The organism is Rhizobium sp. 01N424, from assembly GCF_056399485.1.
In genome coordinates this window covers 401,759-415,831 of record NZ_JBFTRK010000003.1, presented here as the reverse complement: position 1 = coordinate 415,831, position 14,073 = coordinate 401,759, and the positions used below count along the sequence as shown (strand labels likewise).

The window sequence follows — 14,073 nt, the reverse complement described above, 5'->3', positions numbered from 1 at the left end:
TGATCAGGCAGCCAGTGCGCGGGCGACCGCCTTGCGGATATCGGGAAGCGCAAACGGCTTCGAGACCACATCAACGATCTTTTCAGCCAGATCGTCAGCGCGTTCGCGCTGTTCGGCATAGCCAGTCATCAGCAGGATTTTCAATGCAGGAAAGGCCGACTTTGCCTGGTGCGCCAGCTCGATGCCGTCCATGACGGGCATGCGGATATCCGACAGCAGCAGATCGTAGACGCCGTCCTTCAGCTTCTCCAGCCCCTCGGCACCATCGGCCGCTTCATCGGTCTCATGACCGTCAAGGCGCAAGGCCCGGGCTACGAAAGAACGGAGGGAGTCCTCGTCTTCCGTGATCAGAATTTTTGCCATCGATGCATCGCTCCGTCTTCATGCCCCAAGACGGAAATCGCATGCCGTTCCTTTGCGATCGGTAAACGGCGACGGGCGATGGACGGGATGGTTAACAACCCGTCTGTATCGCAGGCGCTCAGGCGTCGCCGGTGACGACGCCGACGAAGGGAAGTTCGCGGAAAGCGTAGGCGACATCCATGCCGTAGCCGACGACGAAATAGTCGGGGCATTCGAAGCCGACATAATCGGCCTCGAGCTTTTCCTTGCGCTTGACGCTCTTGTCGAGCAACACCGCGATCGTCACGTTGCGGGCGCCGCGTTCGAAGAGCAGTTCCTTGGCAAACAGCAGCGTACGGCCGGATTCCAGAATGTCGTCGATCAGCAGGACATCGCGGTCCTTCACATCGCTGTCGATATCCTTGACGATGCGAACGCCCTGCGAAACCGTGCCGGTGCCGTAGCTCGACAGCGTGATGAACTCGACCTCAGGCGCCAGGCCGTTGTTGTGCAGGGCGCGGATCAGGTCGGCCGCGAAAATGAACGACCCCTTCAAGACAGCGATCACCAGAAGGTCCTTGGTCGGACCTTCGGCAATCTGCTTTGCCATTGCATCGTTGCGCTCGGCAATCTGCTCGGCAGTGAAAAGAGGATCGATATTTTTTCCGCGCACGACAGGCATACGGCTTGCTCCGTGAAAATGAAGGGTAAGCCGTTAGCACATTAGACGCGGAGAAACACCCTTAGGGCATGAATGACAGCCGGACTTCCGGCATTTTTCCACCAGAGTGCTGAACACGCGCCGAAAATCCGCGGCTCTCGCCGCCATAGATCACGTCGACTGGCGGGTTAATGACGATGCTCGCCATCAGCCGCCCATCGCTCACCAGATCGGCGCGAATGGGCCGAACCGTCTGCGTGGTGCCGCTCTCGTTTTCGAGAATGCCGTTGACCATCAGGATGCGCATGCCATTGGCATCGCGCGGCGTCAGCGTCACGTGGGTGAAATGCAGAGGCGATCCGGCAGCGGACTGATCCTCTGCCTGAAGGCTGGAGAAGCCGCCGGACAACCCGAAGACCAGAAGAAAAAGCAGAAGAACAAGCGCCGCAAAACTCTTGAACGATGCCTGCTGCAGATGTTCTTCCAGGGCGCGGAAGGCGGCCACAGCTCCGGTCACCGCTTTCGGTGTCTCCACCTTCGGTACCGCTGCGGCCCGCTTGCGATTATCGTTGAAACTTTTCGCATTGAAGCCCGGCGATGGGCTTCGCCCGCTGATGACGACGAACTCGGCGTCGGAAATGTCAGCCGGGCGCGTTCCGGCCCGCGGCTGGCGTGCCGCCTTGTCCGGCGGCAGAAAATCATAGGCGTGCCCCGGCGCGCGGCGGCTGAACGAAGATGCTTCCATGATGACGGCCTTTCAGCTCTTCACATGGTTTCGGTGCACGGACGATACCGGGCATTGAAACGAATCCAGCTCAGTCGTAAATTTTAATGGTTAATGCTTCGCTAAATCCGGTGCCGGGAGGGCATCTTTCCGCCGAAATTTACCGGTTGTTAATCCACTTGGTTAACAAGTCGATGGTGAGAAACCTCGAACAATCTGAGTTGCCCGTTGATCCACTTCGAGAATGTCGGTTTGCGCTATGGCATGGGGYCGGAGATCCTCCGGGACCTGACCTTTGACATTCCGAAAAAGTCCTTCCAGTTTCTGACGGGTCCCTCCGGCGCCGGCAAGACCACACTGCTGCGCCTGCTCTTCATGTCGCTGCAGCCGACCCGCGGTCTGATCCGCATGTTCGGCCGCGATATTTCCGATATTCCGCGCCCGGAACTGCCGCTGCTGCGCCGCCGCGTCGGCATCGTCTTCCAGGACTTTCGCCTTCTCGACCACCTGACGACCTACGAGAACGTCGCGCTGCCACTGCGCGTGCGGGGCAAGGACGAGAGCACCTACAAGACCGACGTCCTGGAACTGCTGAAATGGGTCGGGCTCGGCGAGCGCATCAACGTGCTGCCGCCGGTCCTCTCCGGCGGTGAGAAGCAGCGCGCCGCGATCGCCCGCGCTCTCATCGACCGCCCGGAAGTCCTGCTCGCCGACGAACCGACCGGCAACGTCGATCCGCCGATGGCGCGCCGCCTTCTCAATCTCTTCCTCGAGCTCAACCGGCTCGGCACCGCCGTCGTCATAGCCACCCACGATCTGGCCCTGATGGACCAGGTCGAGGCGCGGCGGATGATTCTGTCCGAGGGGCATCTCGACGTCTATGACTGAGCGATCCCCCAGCACGAAGGTAGCGGAAGCGGCCACCCAGCAGCAGCGGCGACCTGAAATGCGCGTTCGCCCGACAGCGCCGATACTGCCGCCCTCCAACATCCAGGGCAACGCGCTGATGGTGGTGATCGCCATCATGGCCTTCCTTGCCTGCCTGACGCTCGGCGGCGTCAGTATGGTGCGCTCGACGGCCGCCAGCTGGGAAAGCCAGATCTCCCGCGAAATCACCATCCAGATCAAGCCGGACGACGGCCTCGACATGGAAAAGGCGCTGAACCAGGCGCGCGATATCGCCATGACCTTCGTCGGCACCAAGAGCGGCCAGATCGTCGATGAGGCGGCGACCGCCCGCCTGCTGGAGCCCTGGCTCGGCAGCGGCCTCGATCTCAAGGAACTCCCGGTTCCGCGGCTCGTTATCGTTACGATCGACGAAAACAATCCGCCGGATTTCGAGGCAATGCGCTCGCTGCTCAAGGACAGTATCCCGCAGGCGACGCTGGACGACCACAGAACCTGGGTCGACCGGCTGGTCTCGATGGCGCATACGACAGTGATGATCGGCACGGGTATTCTGCTGCTGGTCTTCACCGCTATGGTGCTCACCGTCGTCTTCGCGACACGCGGCGCTCTGTCGGGCAACCGCCATATCGTCGAGGTCCTCCATTTCGTCGGCGCCGAAAGCTCCTTCGTCGCAACCGAATTCCAGAAACACTTCCTGAAAATCAGCCTCAAGGGCTCGGCGATCGGCAGCGGTCTGGCAGCGCTGTTTTTTGCCGCCGCCGGCTTCCTGCAGAGCCGTACGATCGCCACACCGCAGACTGACCAGGCCACCGCGCTTTTCGGGACCTTTTCTGTCGGCGTGCTCGGCTATTTCGGCATCTTCGCCACGATGATCATCATCGCCCTGCTGACGACGCTGACGGCGCGCGTCACGGTCGTCCGCACGATATACGAGATCGATACACTTCGCTCCGATCCGACACGAACAGACGGGATAGCGAGCTGATGATAGCGATCACATGTAGCACCGCCTTTGCCTGTTCGCTGCCGCAATCCCGATATATGCACGACTCATGACCATGGGCTACACGAGACGCAATCCGATTCGCCCCGACCCGGCGCTGGCTAGCTACCGGGTCGAGACGCCGCGTCGCGGGCCTCTGCGCCGCATGCTGCGCTGGTGCGGCTTTGCCGTCGTTCTGGCAATGGCGCTGGTTTTCGGCGGCTTCCTGCGCTTTGCCGATTCCGTCACCACAATGAAGCCTCCAGCCGAACCGAAGGCCGACGCGATCGTCGTGTTGACAGGCGGCTACCAGCGCATCGACCAGGCGGTCGAACTCCTGCAGAAGGGCGCCGGTAAGCGGCTGCTGATTTCAGGCGTCCACCCCTCGACCACACCGGCGCAGATTCGCAAGACCACGACAGGGTCGGCCGATCTCTTCGATTGCTGTGTCGATATCGGCTATGACGCGATCGACACGATCGGCAATGCCGAGGAAGCATCGAACTGGATCCATGCCAAGGGCTACCGAAGCGTGCTCGTCGTCACCAACAACTATCACATGCCCCGCAGTCTCGCCGAACTTGCCTATGTCGACGACGACACCCAGTTCATCCCCTATCCGGTCGTGAATTCCGACCTGAAGACGCGCGCCTGGTTCATGGATCGGAATGCGCTGCGTGTCATGCTCGCCGAGTATGGCAAGGTGCTGTTTGCCGGTGCGCGCAACATCACCGGCTTCGGCCGTCATCCCGGCCTGCGTTCGGCTGCCGCCGACGGCAAGGACTGAAGCGAAGCGTCTTTTTCTGGCGGTGATAATCGTGTAGGCAGGTCGCAACCGCCCTGCCCGCGGATATAGGCTTTTCGGGAAACCTTATGCTCGCCCTGCGTTCCGTTCTCTTCAACACGATCTTCTACGCCAACCTCATCCTGCGGATGATCGTGCTTTCGCCCTATTATTTCGTCGTGCCCCGGCTGACCGCCTATCGCATTCCGAAGAACTGGGCGCTCTCGAACCATTGGTTGATGGAGAAGATCGTCGGCACGACCTTCGAGATCGAGGGCATGGAGAACCTGCCCGATGGCGGCTACATCCTGGCGCCGAAGCATCAATCCTTCTGGGATACCTACGCGCTGCTGCCCTGGCTGAAGGACCCGGTCTATATCCTCAAGCGCGAGCTGATGTGGATCCCGCTGTTCGGCTGGTACGCCAAGAAGCAGCGGATGATCCCGGTTGACCGCGGCGCCCGCGGCAAGGTGATGGTCGAAGTGCTGAAGCGGACCAAGGAAGAGCTGTCGACCGGCCGCCAGCTGATCATCTATCCTGAAGGCACCCGCCGCCCGCCAGGCGCCGAGCCAGTCTACAAATATGGCATTGCCCGCATGTATCGGGATCTCAACATCCCCGTCGTGCCGATCGCCATGCATCCAGGCCTGTTCTGGCCACGCCGCAGCACCATGCGCTATCCCGGCCATTTCAAGGTCCGCATACTGCCCGCGATCATGCCGGGCATGGATCCGGATGCCTTTTTCGAGCATCTCGTCGAAGTTACGGAGCGAGCCAGCGACGAACTGCTTCTCGACACCGTCGCCCGCAATCCGCATCTCCCGCTGCCGCAGACGGCCATCGACCGGCTTGCCGTTCTGAACGAACCGAAGACCGCGTCGGCCTGAGTTCAGGCGGCGCGCAGCCGCTCGACTTCGCCGACCACCTGCTCCAGCCAGTGATCGCGGATCCCCATCTGCTTCAGATGAGACAAGGTGTTGAAGACATAAGCGTCGTTCGGACCCGATTGGCCCTCGGCCTCATTGACGACGCGCGCGGCCTCGCCGGTATCAAGGGCGCCCGCATATTGCACATGGCTGCGGTCCACGACATAGGCGACTGCCTTCACCGCGCGGCCATCGGCCAGCAGCAGCGAGACGCGCTTTTCCAGATACACATTGGTCACCAGTTCGCGAGCCCGCAGATAGTCGATGACCTCGTCCCAATTTTCCGGCTCGACGGAGAAAGCCATGCCGCGGCATGAGCCACCGCGATCGAGACCGAGCACGAGACCGGGATTTTCCCGCGTTCCCCGATGAACCCAGGAGCGGACGCAGAGCGAACGCCGATAGCCATAAATCAGAGCCTGCGACCGTTCAGCAAACTCGAAGCCCGGGTTCCACATTAGGGATCCGTAGCCAAACACCCAAAATTCGTCCATATCGCAAGCCAGACCGAGATTCCCATTCGCGATTCACCATTGGAGAACATCATGGCAGCGTCAAGCCAATCCGGCAGCAGCAGAAAATTCTGGTGGCTCGGCTTGGGCATCGTACTGGTGGTCGCAATCTATACCGGCGGCTGGTTCTACGCCGCTTCACAGCTCAAGGACACGGTTCTGAAGGTTATCGCGCCGCATAACACTGCCGGTGTCAGCGGTGAATGCGCCGATATCGATTTCCGCGGCTATCCTTTCCGCATCGGCCTGTTCTGCTCGAAAGTCGATGTCGACGACAACAAGAACGGCGTGTCGGCGAGCTTCGGCCAGCTGCGCTCCGCCGCACAGGTCTATGCGCCTGGCCATATCGTCTGGGAACTGGATTCGCCTGCCGAAATCCGCACCGCAAACGGCCTGACCCTCTCGGCCCAATGGGCAAACCTGCAGTCCAGCCTGATCACCAAGTTCAAGGGCATCGACCGGACATCGACCGTTATCGAAGGACTGAAGGCGACCGCGGTTTCCTCCTATAGCGGTCAGACGATCGACGTCGATGCCGCCCGTACGGAAATTCATCTCCGCCAGAATGAAGGCGATCTTGATGGCGCGATCTCGCTGCAGGATGCCAGCACCGTCATCAAGGATTGGCCGCAGGTCTTCCCGAAATTCTCGGCGAGCGCCGACGTGACGCTGGTCGGTAAGGCGGGAATGATCGATGGCAGCGACAGACAGGGGCTTTACGGCGCTAGTGGCGAGCTGCGCAAGGTCGTGGCCGATATCGGCGACGGCAAGGTCATGACGCTGACCGGCCCCTTCTCCTTCGATGAGCAGGGCTTTCTTTCGGGTAAGTTCAAGCTTGAGATCGAGCAGCTCGGCCCGTGGCGCGACAGCATCAAGCAGACTTTCCCGCAGATCGCCAAGACGGTCGATACCGCCGCCAAGCTTCTGAAAGCCTTGGCAGCCGGCAGCGATCGCGTGTCGGTGGATCTGGTGGTCAATCGCGGCGAGGCAACCGTCAGCGGCTTCATCCCGCTCGGCTCCATCCCGCCAATCTGAAGCATTTCCTTGGGAAACGCTCTCGGTTAGCTCTTCTTCGGTTCCTGGCCGTGATGGCGGCCGAAGTCCGGCGCGTCAACGTCCTGACCGGCCTGAATGATCGAGCGGCGGATGGCGCGGGTGCGGGTGAAGAGCTCGAAAAGCTTGTCGCCTTCACCCCAGCGGATAGCCCGCTGCAGATAGGCGAGATCTTCCGAGAAACGCGACAGCATCTCGAGGATCGCATCCTTGTTGTGCAGGCAGACGTCGCGCCACATGGTCGGGTCGGATGCCGCAAGACGGGTAAAGTCGCGGAAACCCGAAGCCGAATACTTGATGACCTCGGATTCCGTCACCGCCTCCAGATCGTCGGCAGTGCCGACGATATTGTAGGCGATGATGTGGGGCAGATGCGAAACGATGGCCAGCACCTTGTCGTGGTGCTGCGGATCCATCTCGTCGACCCGAGCGCCGAGCGCCTCCCAAAAATGGCGAAGCTTGGCAAGCGCTGCCGGATCGGTACCGGCCACCGGCGTGAAAATGCACCAGCGCTGTTCGAACAGTCCGGCGAAACCGGCATCCGGTCCAGACTTCTCGGTACCTGCCAGCGGGTGGCCCGGAATGAAGTGAACGCCTGCGGGAATATGCGGCTGCATCTGCGCGATAACAGAGGCCTTGGTCGAGCCCACGTCGGTGACAATCGCGCCCGGCATAAGCGTTGCGGCGATTTCCTTGGCGACACTTCCCGACGCACCGACCGGCACCGAAACGATGACGAGATCCGCACCCTTGACGGCTTCAGCCGCAGACTGGAGATAACGGTCACCGAGACCGAGTTCTTCCGCCCGCTTCAGCGTGTCGGCGCTGCGGGTCGAGATCACCACTTCCTTGGCGATCCCCAGCCGCTTGACGTCGTGAGCAATCGACGAGCCGATGAGGCCGATACCGATAAGCGCGATGCGGTCGAACTGGATGGTCATGCCTTGCGTCCCATAAACTCGCCGAGCGACTCGATAACACCGCGGTTCGCCTCTTCCGGGCCAACGCTCATGCGCAGCGAGTTCGGGAAGCCATAGCCCTTGACCGCACGCAGGACGTAGCCGCGGCTGGTCAGGAACTCGTCGGCATCGGCAGCGCGCTTGCCATCGGCATCGGGGAAATGGATGAGAATGAAATTGGTGACCGACGGCGTCACCGTCAGGCCAATCGTCTCCAGGGCACCCTTGAGCTTCTCGATCCACATCAGATTGAAGGCAACAGCCTCTTGGACATGCGACTGATCGCGAACAGCGGCAGCACCTGCGGAAATTGCCGGCGCATTCATGTTGAACGGCCCGCGGATGCGATTGAGCGCATCGATGATTTCAGCTGGCGCATACATCCAGCCGACGCGGAGCGCTGCGAGGCCATAGACCTTGGAGAAGGTGCGGGTCATGACGACATTGGCGTTGGACGAGACGATCTCGATACCGGATTCATAGTCGTTGCGGCGAACATACTCCGCATAGGCGGCATCGAGCACCAGCACGGCATCCTTCGGCAGCCCGGCCTGAAGACGGCGGATTTCGCTGACCGGCACATAGGTGCCTGTTGGGTTGCCCGGATTGGCGATGAACACGATCTTGGTCTTCGGCGTCACGGCTGCGAGGATCGCGTCGACATCGACCGCGTGATCCTTCTCCTTGACGGTAACGGGCGTGGCGCCCGCACCCATGATCTGGATCTTGTAAACGAGGAAGCCGTGCTCGGTGATGATGGCTTCGTCGCCAGCGCCGAGATAGACGTGGCAGAGCAGACCGAGCAGCTCGTCCGAACCGTTGCCGCACATGATGTTAGCCGGATTCAGACCATGAACAGCAGCGATCGCCTCGCGCAGCTCATGTGCCTGGCCGTCGGGATAGCGCTCGAGATTGCCGGCAGCGTTCTTGAAGGCTTCGATTGCCTTCGGGCTGGCGCCGAGCGGCGTCTCATTGGAGGAGAGCTTGTAGACGCGGGCAACGCCCGGCGCATGTTCCTTGCCCGGCACATAGGCTGCGATATCAAGAATACCGGGACGTGGAACGGGCTTGCTCTTCTCAACGCTCATGGGATCAACCTTGGAAAAATGCCAGGAATTCCGGCTTAAATTGCCCTTTGGCAATAAAACGGAAAGCGGCTTTTGTCGAGTGACTTAGCGGTTGCGCGTGGTCGGAACGCCATGCGGCGCAAGAACCGGCACGAAGACGCGGCGCGAGGCGCGCGCTGCCACTGGCAGACCCTGATAGAGACGCTTCTGCGCCTCGACGATGATGACACCGGAGAAGGCCGGCCACAGTGTCCGTCCGATGCGCTCGAAGCCACGCCGCAGGCTCAGTACAGTGCGCAGCTTGGACGGCGGGAAGAACAGCGCCTCGGCGGAAGCTCCGGGCGTGAAATTGGTCTCTCGCAGCAGATGTGTCAGCTGACCACGCGAATAGGGCCGGCCGGAGCCGAAAGGCGTATGCTCCATTCGTGCCCAGACGCCACGCCGGTTCGGCACGACAATCACCAATCGCCCGCCCGGCGCAAGCACCCGCCAGAGCTCCTTCAGCGTCTCCCGCGGGCTTTCGGCAAATTCCAGCGAATGCACCATCAGCACGCGGTCTACGGATGAATCCGGTAGCGGCAACTCCTCGTCGAAGATCAGCGCCGTCGAGGACAGCGAGCCCATCGGCCAGTTCACTGCACCCTGCCCTGCTGGCATGAAGGCGAAGGTGCGCTCAGTATCGGCGCCGAAACGATCGAGAAACGGCACGGCATAGCCGAGACCGACCAATCGCTCCTGCGGCAGCCGCACCCAGAGCGATGACAGCGCCATGGCGATCGACTGCTCGGCCAGGCGGCCAAGCTCGGAATGATAAAACTGGCGTAGATCGACAATATCCGCGTGCATTGCAGTAAATGTTATCAGTGGGCGGTTGGACTTCAAGGCCGGAGCCTCTACATTCCGGACATGTCCGTAGGAAAGAGGCCGTTCAGACTATGAAACCTTTGGAATTAGAAGTTTTTCTCTGCCGCTCCGATAATTTTGGCGTTCTCGTGCATGATCCGGAAACCGGCCTGACGGCAACGATCGACGCGCCGGATGCGGCTGCGGTCGAAGCGGCAGCCAAGCGCCGCGGCTGGACCATCTCCCACATCTTCACCACCCATCACCACACCGACCATGTCGAAGGCAATCTGGCGCTGAAGGAGCAGTTCGGCTGCGAGATCATCGGCCCGGTGAACGAGGCCGTCGCCATCCCGGGCCTCGACAAGACGATGGCCGATGGCGACAGCTTCACCTTCGGCGATCATACGGTCAATGTGATCGAGACCCCCGGCCACACAGCCGGTCACATCTGCTACCACTTCGTGGACGACAAGCTGCTCTTTGCCGCCGATACGCTGTTTGCGCTCGGTTGCGGCCGCCTTTTCGAGCGCCCCGCCGCCGACATGTGGCATTCGCTGCAGAAGCTCGCGGTGCTACCGGATGAGACGGCCATCTATTTCGGCCACGAATATACGCTGTCGAACGCCCGCTTCGCCGTCACCATCGATCCAACAAATGAGCGGCTGAAGGCCCGCGCCGCGGAAATCGAGGCATTGCGCGCCGAGGGACGTTTCACAATCCCGACGACGTTGGCGCTTGAGAAGGAAACCAACCCCTTCCTGCGCGCAGCCGATCCGGCGATCCGCCGCAATCTGCTGATGGAGACGAAGACGAACGAAGAGGTCTTTGCGGAAATCCGCAAGCGCAAGGACAATTTCTGATGTCGCCCGATGAGATTATCGAGGCGCTTTCGATGCAGCCGCATCCGGAAGGCGGCTTCTATGTCCAGACCTTCCGCGACACGAATGGCGGCGAGCGCGGCCATTCGACGGCAATCTACTACCTGCTGAAATCAGGACAACGGTCGCATTGGCATCGCGTCCACGACGCCGCCGAGATCTGGCACTATTACGCCGGAGCACCGCTGGCCCTGCATCGCTCGGAAGATGGCAGCAGCAGCGAAACGTTGAAGCTCGGCATCGACCTGGCAGGCGGCGAGCGCCCGCAGGCGATCATTCCCGCCAACTGGTGGCAATCGGCCGAAACGCTGGGCGATTTCACGCTTGTCGGCTGCACCGTCTCACCCGGCTTCGAATTCTCGAAATTCGAGATGGCACCGCCGGACTGGGCACCGGCCGGCTGACCTACTCGGCTGCCGCAGGCTGTTTCGGCGCGACCTTGCGCCGGAACATTTCCTGCGCCGCCAGCACCGCACCACCGGTCACCAGCAGGCAGGCAAAAGCAATCCGCCAGCTCGGCTCGGCAAAGCCGAACAGCGTCAGAATGAGCGTCGAGAGCAGCGGAGCGGCATAGCTTGCAGCGCCGAGGATCTGGATATCGCCATTCTTGACGCCGTGATCCCAGGCATAGAAGGCGGCCCCCACCGGAAAGAGCCCGAGCCCGGCAACCGCCAGCCATTCGAATGCCGTTTCCGGCCAGACGGTGGTTTCCAATCCGAGATGGCAGACAAGCGACAGAATGGAGGTCGCGATGCAGAAGCCGGTCACCACATCGGTCGACACCGCATCGAAACGCCGCGTCAGCAGCGAATAGCAGGACCAGGTGAAGGCGCAGAGAAGCGCCGCGCCATAGCCGATGGCATAGGCGCCATCGAAATTGATGCCGTTGCGTCCGACGATCAGAAACGTGCCGCAGAGACCGGCAAGGGCACCGGCAATATGATACCAGCGAAGCTTCTCGCCCGGCAGCAGCGCCGAGCCGACGACGATCAGCAGCGGCCACAGATAGGCGATCAGCCCCGCCTCCACCGCCGGAGCGTTCCGGAGCGCCGTGAAATAGAGAAAATGATAGCCGAACAGACCGGCGATGCCGACGATCCAGACCTTCGCCGGCTGCTTCAAGAGCGCCAGCCGCGACGGGTTGAGAACGAGGACGGCGATGCCGGGGATACTGCCGATGGCAAAGCAGATCGCCGACAGCTGGAACGGCGGCATCTTGCCGGATGCAGCCGTGAACAGCGCGAGAAACGACCACATCAGAATGGCCGTGAACCCGATCAAAGTTGCCCGAAGCTTCATCATGTCTCCCGATTGCGGAGACAGGCTCCGTCAGCTGGCGCTGTATTTCACCGCCTTGATCGTCACCGTTCCGTATTGCGTCGGAATGCTGACGTAGACTGGAGCATATACATTTGCCGCATCCGCCTTGGCAAACCAGATTTCCATCCGGCCGCTCTTGCTGAGATAATCGATATCCTTGCGGCCCTTCTTATAGCCCGATCGCGGCACGAAGCGCACGCTGCAGACGGTCGCCTTGCCGGTGAACCCATCCGTCGCAAAATCTTCGGAGCCCTTCGGCGATAGCACCAGATCCATGCGCATCTCGCCGTCATAGATCGGCAGCTTCTGCGAGCAGAGCTTCACGTCAGCAGGAAAGATCAGGCCGGAAATCGGATCGAGAACCGATCGCATGTCGCCCGGCGATACATTGATCCAGTTGCTCGGCGGCTTGCGCTCCGGCTTCACCGTCGTCGAGACGATATTACCGTTGCTGTAGCGAACCTCGTAGGTCCGCGCCCGCTTGCCGCTCTTGTAATAGAGCGAATAGCGCTGCGCCTGCAGCCGATCATCGCGAATGACGCCGTCGACGCTGGTCTTAGCCGAAATCGTCGTCACCAAGTCGGCGAGACCGGCCGAACTGATGTCGCCGGATACTGTGTAGCTCTTGTCATCCTCGATCTGCGTGACGAAGGCCGCCCGCGCGATCGGCAGGACACCGAGGGCGACGCGATATTCCGTGCGGTGGCGGATCTCCTCCGCGCCGGCCGGAATCGCCATCGATGCCACGATTGCAGGGATCAAAATCCGTCTGCCCAGAAGAGCCATGAAGCGAGCCTTGTTTGACGGGCGAACGCCGCCCTGTTACGCGGTCTATACTCTGGCCGCTTGTCGAAGCAAACACGAGCTTTTTGACAGAATTGCGGGAAAGGCCAAGGTTTGGCTTGACGCGGCGAGCCGCTCTGACTATAGAACCGCAACTTTCCAATCATAGCCTTGGATTGCAAGCCCGGTTTTGCCGGTGCGTCGTAATTCGGCGGCTGAGAAAAACAAGAATAGGTGTCAAATGTCTCGCGTGTGCGAATTGACCGGCAAGGCCGTCCTCGTTGGCAACAATGTCAGCCATGCCAACAACAAGACCAAGCGCCGGTTCCTGCCGAACCTGTGCCAGGTTACCCTGATCTCCGACGCTCTCGGCCAGCGTTACCGCCTGCGCGTTTCGGCTCACGCCCTGCGCTCGGTCGAACATCGCGGTGGTCTCGACGCGTTCCTGATCAAGGCAAGCGAAAACGAACTGTCGATGCGCGCTCGTCTGCTGCGCCGCCAGATCGTCAAGAAGACTGCAGAAGCTGCTGCTGCCGCCTAAGCATCGGCGCGCTTTCTTCTCGAAAGTTTCAAAAGGCTTGCACGGTTGAAACCGGACAAGCCTTTTGCTTTGCCGGTATAGTACCGGCCAAAATTTGTTCACTCCAACTGGTGGCATCACCCAGGATAAAAAAATGCTGAAGACACGCTATCTGCTTATCTATGTGGCCCTGATGACGCTCGTCGTCGTCGCCTCAAACTTCCTCGTTCAGTTTCCGCTGAACGCCATGGTCGCCGGCATCAACCTTGCCGACATCCTGACCTGGGGCGCCTTCACCTATCCGATCGCCTTCCTGATCACCGATCTGACGAACCGCCAGTTCGGTCCGCAGACCGCCCGCAAAGTCGTCTTTGCAGGCTTCGTCGTCGGCGTCGGCCTTTCCTTCTACACGGCCGTTCCGCGCATCGCGATCGCCTCGGGTTCGGCCTATCTTGCCGGACAGCTGCTCGACATCGCCGTCTTCAACCGCCTTCGCCGTCAGGCCTGGTGGCGCGCGCCGCTGGTCGGCTCGTTGATCGGCTCGGCGCTGGATACGATCATCTTCTTCTCCTTCGCTTTTGCAGCCTTCTTCGTCTTCTTCGGCGCGAACGAACCCTTCGCGCTGGAATCGGCACCGATCCTCGGCATTCTCTCGATGGAAGCTCCGCGCTGGATCTCCTGGGCGCTCGGCGACTTCACCGTGAAGATGCTGGTTGGCCTCGTCATGCTGCTGCCCTACGGCGCTCTGATGAACACCCTGCGCCCGATGCAGGCAACAGCCGCTCGCTGAAAACAAATGAGGCCGTT

The 14,073-nt window shown here is 60.9% G+C and carries 18 protein-coding genes; 9 read left to right on the top strand and 9 right to left on the bottom strand.

Annotation, left to right across the window (positions count from 1 at the left end; translation table 11 throughout):
- Window positions 1-3 precede the first annotated feature (3 nt).
- From AC1DNK_RS12485 to AC1DNK_RS12475, 3 genes are all read right to left on the bottom strand, one after another.
- A complete protein-coding gene (locus tag AC1DNK_RS12485; RefSeq protein ID WP_027512336.1) occupies window positions 4-363 on the bottom strand; it encodes a response regulator in 360 nt (119 codons plus the stop codon).
- Window positions 364-481: 118 nt separating this feature from the next.
- Window positions 482-1,024, bottom strand: coding sequence for a hypoxanthine phosphoribosyltransferase (gene hpt, locus AC1DNK_RS12480; protein WP_112386130.1), 543 nt, complete (start codon window positions 1,022-1,024; stop codon window positions 482-484).
- A gap of 61 nt (window positions 1,025-1,085) precedes the next feature.
- Window positions 1,086-1,748 (bottom strand): hypothetical protein, encoded by a 663-nt coding sequence (locus AC1DNK_RS12475; RefSeq protein ID WP_477941344.1) that lies wholly within the window; start codon window positions 1,746-1,748, stop codon window positions 1,086-1,088.
- Window positions 1,749-1,955: 207 nt separating this feature from the next.
- Between AC1DNK_RS12475 and ftsE the strand changes: the two genes are divergently transcribed.
- The 4 genes from ftsE (at window position 1,956) to AC1DNK_RS12455 (ending at window position 5,289) form a co-directional block, all read left to right on the top strand.
- Complete coding sequence (ftsE, locus tag AC1DNK_RS12470; protein WP_477941343.1) at window positions 1,956-2,615, top strand: cell division ATP-binding protein FtsE; 660 nt, start codon at window positions 1,956-1,958, stop codon at window positions 2,613-2,615.
- 58 nt (window positions 2,616-2,673) lie between these two features.
- Complete coding sequence (locus AC1DNK_RS12465) at window positions 2,674-3,621, top strand: cell division protein FtsX (RefSeq protein WP_405049624.1); 948 nt, start codon at window positions 2,674-2,676, stop codon at window positions 3,619-3,621.
- A gap of 67 nt (window positions 3,622-3,688) precedes the next feature.
- Window positions 3,689-4,405: a YdcF family protein gene (locus AC1DNK_RS12460; RefSeq protein WP_477941341.1), complete on the top strand. Its 717-nt coding sequence runs from the start codon at window positions 3,689-3,691 to the stop codon at window positions 4,403-4,405.
- Between the two features lie 86 nt (window positions 4,406-4,491).
- Window positions 4,492-5,289, top strand: coding sequence for a lysophospholipid acyltransferase family protein (locus AC1DNK_RS12455; protein ID WP_112386134.1), 798 nt, complete (start codon window positions 4,492-4,494; stop codon window positions 5,287-5,289).
- Between the two features lie 2 nt (window positions 5,290-5,291).
- On the opposite strand, the gene AC1DNK_RS12450 is transcribed toward AC1DNK_RS12455, so the two are convergent.
- Window positions 5,292-5,822: a gamma-glutamylcyclotransferase gene (locus AC1DNK_RS12450; protein ID WP_477941340.1), complete on the bottom strand. Its 531-nt coding sequence runs from the start codon at window positions 5,820-5,822 to the stop codon at window positions 5,292-5,294.
- Between the two features lie 51 nt (window positions 5,823-5,873).
- Between AC1DNK_RS12450 and AC1DNK_RS12445 the strand changes: the two genes are divergently transcribed.
- Window positions 5,874-6,875, top strand: a complete 1,002-nt coding sequence (locus AC1DNK_RS12445) for a DUF2125 domain-containing protein (protein ID WP_112539042.1) — start codon at window positions 5,874-5,876, stop codon at window positions 6,873-6,875.
- Between the two features lie 26 nt (window positions 6,876-6,901).
- On the opposite strand, the gene AC1DNK_RS12440 is transcribed toward AC1DNK_RS12445, so the two are convergent.
- The 3 genes from AC1DNK_RS12440 to AC1DNK_RS12430 all read right to left on the bottom strand — a co-directional run bounded on the left by AC1DNK_RS12440 (window position 6,902) and on the right by AC1DNK_RS12430 (window position 9,801).
- On the bottom strand, window positions 6,902-7,834 hold the full coding sequence (locus AC1DNK_RS12440) for a prephenate/arogenate dehydrogenase family protein (protein WP_477941339.1): 933 nt from the start codon (window positions 7,832-7,834) through the stop codon (window positions 6,902-6,904).
- Window positions 7,831-8,940, bottom strand: coding sequence for a histidinol-phosphate transaminase (gene hisC, locus AC1DNK_RS12435; protein ID WP_477941338.1), 1,110 nt, complete (start codon window positions 8,938-8,940; stop codon window positions 7,831-7,833). The genes AC1DNK_RS12440 and hisC overlap by 4 nt, the downstream gene beginning before the upstream one ends.
- An 84-nt stretch (window positions 8,941-9,024) precedes the next feature.
- The gene (locus AC1DNK_RS12430) at window positions 9,025-9,801 is read right to left on the bottom strand and encodes a class I SAM-dependent methyltransferase (protein WP_112386139.1); all 777 of its coding nucleotides are present in this window, start codon (window positions 9,799-9,801) and stop codon (window positions 9,025-9,027) included.
- Window positions 9,802-9,854: 53 nt separating this feature from the next.
- Here AC1DNK_RS12430 and gloB point away from each other — a divergent pair, with 53 nt between their 5' ends.
- The gene (gloB, locus tag AC1DNK_RS12425) at window positions 9,855-10,625 is read left to right on the top strand and encodes a hydroxyacylglutathione hydrolase (protein ID WP_112517699.1); all 771 of its coding nucleotides are present in this window, start codon (window positions 9,855-9,857) and stop codon (window positions 10,623-10,625) included.
- A complete protein-coding gene (locus AC1DNK_RS12420) occupies window positions 10,625-11,047 on the top strand; it encodes a cupin domain-containing protein (protein ID WP_112517700.1) in 423 nt (140 codons plus the stop codon). Before gloB ends, AC1DNK_RS12420 begins: the two co-directional genes overlap by 1 nt.
- Before the next feature lies 1 nt (window position 11,048).
- On the opposite strand, the gene yddG is transcribed toward AC1DNK_RS12420, so the two are convergent.
- Window positions 11,049-11,942, bottom strand: a complete 894-nt coding sequence (gene yddG, locus AC1DNK_RS12415) for an aromatic amino acid exporter YddG (protein ID WP_477941424.1) — start codon at window positions 11,940-11,942, stop codon at window positions 11,049-11,051.
- Window positions 11,943-11,972: 30 nt separating this feature from the next.
- The gene (locus AC1DNK_RS12410; protein WP_112386142.1) at window positions 11,973-12,749 is read right to left on the bottom strand and encodes a DUF3108 domain-containing protein; all 777 of its coding nucleotides are present in this window, start codon (window positions 12,747-12,749) and stop codon (window positions 11,973-11,975) included.
- A gap of 238 nt (window positions 12,750-12,987) precedes the next feature.
- Here AC1DNK_RS12410 and rpmB point away from each other — a divergent pair, with 238 nt between their 5' ends.
- Together rpmB and AC1DNK_RS12400 are read left to right on the top strand one after the other, a co-directional pair.
- Complete coding sequence (gene rpmB, locus AC1DNK_RS12405; protein ID WP_112386143.1) at window positions 12,988-13,287, top strand: 50S ribosomal protein L28; 300 nt, start codon at window positions 12,988-12,990, stop codon at window positions 13,285-13,287.
- 133 nt (window positions 13,288-13,420) lie between these two features.
- Window positions 13,421-14,056, top strand: coding sequence for a VUT family protein (locus AC1DNK_RS12400; RefSeq protein WP_310296172.1), 636 nt, complete (start codon window positions 13,421-13,423; stop codon window positions 14,054-14,056).
- The last annotated feature ends 17 nt before the right edge of the window (window positions 14,057-14,073 follow it).

Coding starts and splice junctions, on each gene's coding strand:
- AC1DNK_RS12485 (WP_027512336.1), bottom strand. CDS start 363: ATGGCAAAAATTCTGATCACGGAAGACGAGGACTCCCTCCGTTCTTTC.
- hpt (WP_112386130.1), bottom strand. CDS start 1,024: ATGCCTGTCGTGCGCGGAAAAAATATCGATCCTCTTTTCACTGCCGAG.
- AC1DNK_RS12475 (WP_477941344.1), bottom strand. CDS start 1,748: ATGGAAGCATCTTCGTTCAGCCGCCGCGCGCCGGGGCACGCCTATGAT.
- AC1DNK_RS12465 (WP_405049624.1), top strand. CDS start 2,674: ATGCGCGTTCGCCCGACAGCGCCGATACTGCCGCCCTCCAACATCCAG.
- AC1DNK_RS12460 (WP_477941341.1), top strand. CDS start 3,689: ATGACCATGGGCTACACGAGACGCAATCCGATTCGCCCCGACCCGGCG.
- AC1DNK_RS12455 (WP_112386134.1), top strand. CDS start 4,492: ATGCTCGCCCTGCGTTCCGTTCTCTTCAACACGATCTTCTACGCCAAC.
- AC1DNK_RS12450 (WP_477941340.1), bottom strand. CDS start 5,822: ATGGACGAATTTTGGGTGTTTGGCTACGGATCCCTAATGTGGAACCCG.
- AC1DNK_RS12445 (WP_112539042.1), top strand. CDS start 5,874: ATGGCAGCGTCAAGCCAATCCGGCAGCAGCAGAAAATTCTGGTGGCTC.
- AC1DNK_RS12440 (WP_477941339.1), bottom strand. CDS start 7,834: ATGACCATCCAGTTCGACCGCATCGCGCTTATCGGTATCGGCCTCATC.
- hisC (WP_477941338.1), bottom strand. CDS start 8,940: ATGAGCGTTGAGAAGAGCAAGCCCGTTCCACGTCCCGGTATTCTTGAT.
- gloB (WP_112517699.1), top strand. CDS start 9,855: ATGAAACCTTTGGAATTAGAAGTTTTTCTCTGCCGCTCCGATAATTTT.
- AC1DNK_RS12420 (WP_112517700.1), top strand. CDS start 10,625: ATGTCGCCCGATGAGATTATCGAGGCGCTTTCGATGCAGCCGCATCCG.
- yddG (WP_477941424.1), bottom strand. CDS start 11,942: ATGAAGCTTCGGGCAACTTTGATCGGGTTCACGGCCATTCTGATGTGG.
- AC1DNK_RS12410 (WP_112386142.1), bottom strand. CDS start 12,749: ATGGCTCTTCTGGGCAGACGGATTTTGATCCCTGCAATCGTGGCATCG.
- rpmB (WP_112386143.1), top strand. CDS start 12,988: ATGTCTCGCGTGTGCGAATTGACCGGCAAGGCCGTCCTCGTTGGCAAC.
- AC1DNK_RS12400 (WP_310296172.1), top strand. CDS start 13,421: ATGCTGAAGACACGCTATCTGCTTATCTATGTGGCCCTGATGACGCTC.